This is a genomic window from Gammaproteobacteria bacterium (genome assembly GCA_003696665.1).
Classification (GTDB): Bacteria; Pseudomonadota; Gammaproteobacteria; order Enterobacterales.
Map to the genome: position 1 here is coordinate 1 of RFGJ01000185.1, position 3,004 is coordinate 3,004.

General features: G+C 52.7%; 3 protein-coding genes. 1 reads left to right on the top strand and 2 read right to left on the bottom strand.

Annotation, left to right across the window (positions count from 1 at the left end; all coding sequences use genetic code 11):
• Positions 1–1,101, bottom strand: a 1,101-nt coding sequence (locus D6694_05375) for a phosphoribosylformylglycinamidine synthase (GenBank protein RMH44856.1), incomplete at its 3' end; no start/stop codon positions are given.
• A 79-nt stretch (positions 1,102–1,180) separates the two neighbouring features.
• On the opposite strand from D6694_05375, the gene mltF reads away from it, so the two are divergent.
• Positions 1,181–2,578, top strand: coding sequence for a membrane-bound lytic murein transglycosylase MltF (gene mltF, locus D6694_05380; protein ID RMH44857.1), 1,398 nt, complete (start codon positions 1,181–1,183; stop codon positions 2,576–2,578).
• An 8-nt stretch (positions 2,579–2,586) separates the two neighbouring features.
• Here the strand turns inward: mltF and D6694_05385 are convergent.
• Positions 2,587–3,004 (bottom strand): hypothetical protein (locus D6694_05385; GenBank protein ID RMH44858.1); only part of this gene is annotated, 418 nt, incomplete at its 5' end.

The following is a 3,004-nucleotide window of genomic DNA, read 5'->3' on the forward strand; positions in this document are numbered from 1 at the left end:
GCCAATCGGCCCTTCCAACATAATGTCAAGCGCAGAAACAATTCGCTCCGGTTTACCAGTGTGGATTTCCCACGGCTGTTCATAGCCAGGAATATGCAAGTTCGACACACTGAATCCAGTCAGGCCAATTTTCGGCTTGGCGCCACGACCGGTCGCCCCTTCATCGCGAATCTCTCCACCTGCGCCTGTGGCCGCCCCTGGGTAAGGTGAAATGGCTGTGGGGTGATTGTGCGTTTCCACCTTCATCAACATGTGCACTGGTTCAGTATGATAGCGGTAGATGCCATTACTGTCGGCGAAGAACCGCGCTGCGGTCGGGCCGGCAACAATGGCCGCGTTGTCCTTGTAGGCGGAAAGCACACCATCCGGCGACACCTTATAAGTGTTTTTGATCATCTGGAACAAGCTCAACGGCTTGTCTTCGCCGTCAATCGTCCATGAGGCATTAAAAATCTTATGACGACAGTGCTCAGAGTTGGCCTGCGCAAACATCATAAGCTCAACATCAGTCGGATTACGACCAAGTTGTTGATACTGATCGACCAGGTAGTCAATTTCATCGTCCGCCAAGGCCAAACCGAAATTTCGGTTTGCCTCAACCAGCGCCGTCTTACCTTGGCCAATGACATCCACCGTTTTGAGCGGTTGGGGTGATTGTTTGGCAAACAGAATTTCAGCGTCCTCCGCGCGCTCCAGAATGGACTGCGTCATGCGATCATGGATCAGTGGCTTCAACGCTTCCGGAATTTCAGTAATGCCATTGAACACATAACGTATGCCGCGCTCGATACGACGCACTTGATGAAGGCCACAATTTTGAGCGATGTCTGTGGCTTTAGATGACCAAGGCGAAATCGTGCCAATCCGTGGTGTCACCAAACACTCAGCGCCGTCGATTTGTTGGGATGCTCGGCTCGGGCCGTATTGCAAAAGTGAGTCGAGTATGGCAAGTTCCTGTTCAGACAAAGGATTTTCAACATCGACAAAATGGATGAATTCGGCATAAACCTGTTTGATTTTCGGCGTAATCGCCTGACACTCGGCGAGCAGTTTCTTTTGGCGAAAACGAGAAAGCGCGGGGGCACCAGTCAAAATCAACATGGGCGTCTCTCTAGCTAATGACATTGGTCGGCTCGGATGGCGCCAATGATACTGGAAAGGTGAAGAAAGGGCTACTTTGATGCGTTCTATGGCTCGTTTTCTGACCAGATTCACACTCCTCGCTTTGCTCACCCTACAGCTGGGATGCCAACCGGCAGAAAACAGCCTGGAGGCCATCAAACAACGCGGTGAGTTACGCATTGCCACACGCATTTCGCCGACCACATACTACATTGCTGGCAGCGGGCCAGCTGGCCTGGAATACGATCTGGCAAAACTGTTTGCCGAACGGTTGGGGGTGCGACTGTCGGTCATTGCCGTCGATGATATGGATCGATTATTTCGGTTACTCGCCGATGGCAGTGTTGACTTGCTTGCCGCTGGCCTGGCCATCACCCCGCAACGGACTCGCCGGTTAAAATTCAGTGTCCCGTATCAAAACGTTTCGGTGAAACTTGTGTTCAAACAGGGAAAGTTTTGGCCAAGAAACTTTGACCAGCTGGATGGTCAACTTTATGTCTTAGCCCGTTCCAGCCACAGCGAACTGCTGCGCCGGGCAAAAAGTGCGCATCCATGGCTGAGTTGGCATGAAACCACACAATACGACATCGCCGATCTGGTGCAAATGGTACTGGATGAGTCCATCGACTATATGCTTATTGACAGTAACGATTTAGCGCTGCACCGACGCTATCACCCCGATCTCGTGGTGGCCTTCACAGTGGCCGAGAAGCAGCCTTTGGCCTGGGCATTTCGCCGCGACATTGACGACAGCTTGCCTCGCGCGGTTGGCGATTTTTTTCATGAGCTAAAAGAAAACGGCACACTCTCCCAGCTAATCGAGCAGTATTACGGTCATTTAGACGATTTTGACTATGTGGGCACGAAAGCATTCTTGGCCACCGCACGCCAAGTGCTGCCAAAATACAAACCGTTGTTCCAACAGGCAGCACATGAAAATGGCCTAGATTGGCAATTGCTCGCTGCCATCAGTTACCAAGAATCCCATTGGAACCCACGCGCCAAGTCACCCACAGGCGTGCGTGGCATGATGATGCTCACTCTCCCCACTGCTCGTCAGTATGGCGTCAAAAGCCGACTAAACCCAGCAGAGAACATTCTCGCAGGAGCGCGTTACTTCAGCAGCATCAAACGCCGTCTGCCAAAGCGCATCGCTGAACCCGATCGTACCTGGCTGGCGCTGGCGGCCTACAACGTTGGCTTGGGGCATCTGGAAGATGCTCGCGTACTGACGCAGCGGTTTGGCAAAAATCCGGATAAATGGGTGGATGTGAAGGCATTTTTACCGCTGCTGTCGCAAAAACGTTATTACAAAACTGTCAAACACGGTTTTGCGCGCGGTTACGAGCCAGTGCAATACGTTGACAATATTCGGCGTTACTATGAAATTCTGCAGTGGCTGTCACAACAGCCACTGCAGACCGACGATGGGCCAATGCCTGACACAGAAGAATAGGAAGCAGATCACCAACGATAATAAATTCGACCAAAGAGACGGTATCGATCACCTGCGTCTGGGCCAAAGCCACCGGTGCGATACGCCTCATAACTTTCCTGATAAGCCGGTAACGGCTCCGTGCGCCCAGTCGCAGCAACCTCAACAAACCACCCTGGGAAATAGCGCCGCCATGTCACATCCAACTGCCACAACTCGACCGCGGTCGGCGTAACCGGATTCCCGGCTGGTGGCTGTCGGTTCGTGCCATCCCGGTTTAAGTCGAGCCATGCCAGCTGTATTGACCATTCGTTGGCTTGGTGGTCGCTGCCCATCAGCCCCAACGCGACGGTCGCCGCATCATTGTCCCAACTGGCGCCCATCACACGCCCTAAATGACGATAACCAGAAGCATACAGATGGTGCTCATAAATCACATTGTCACCA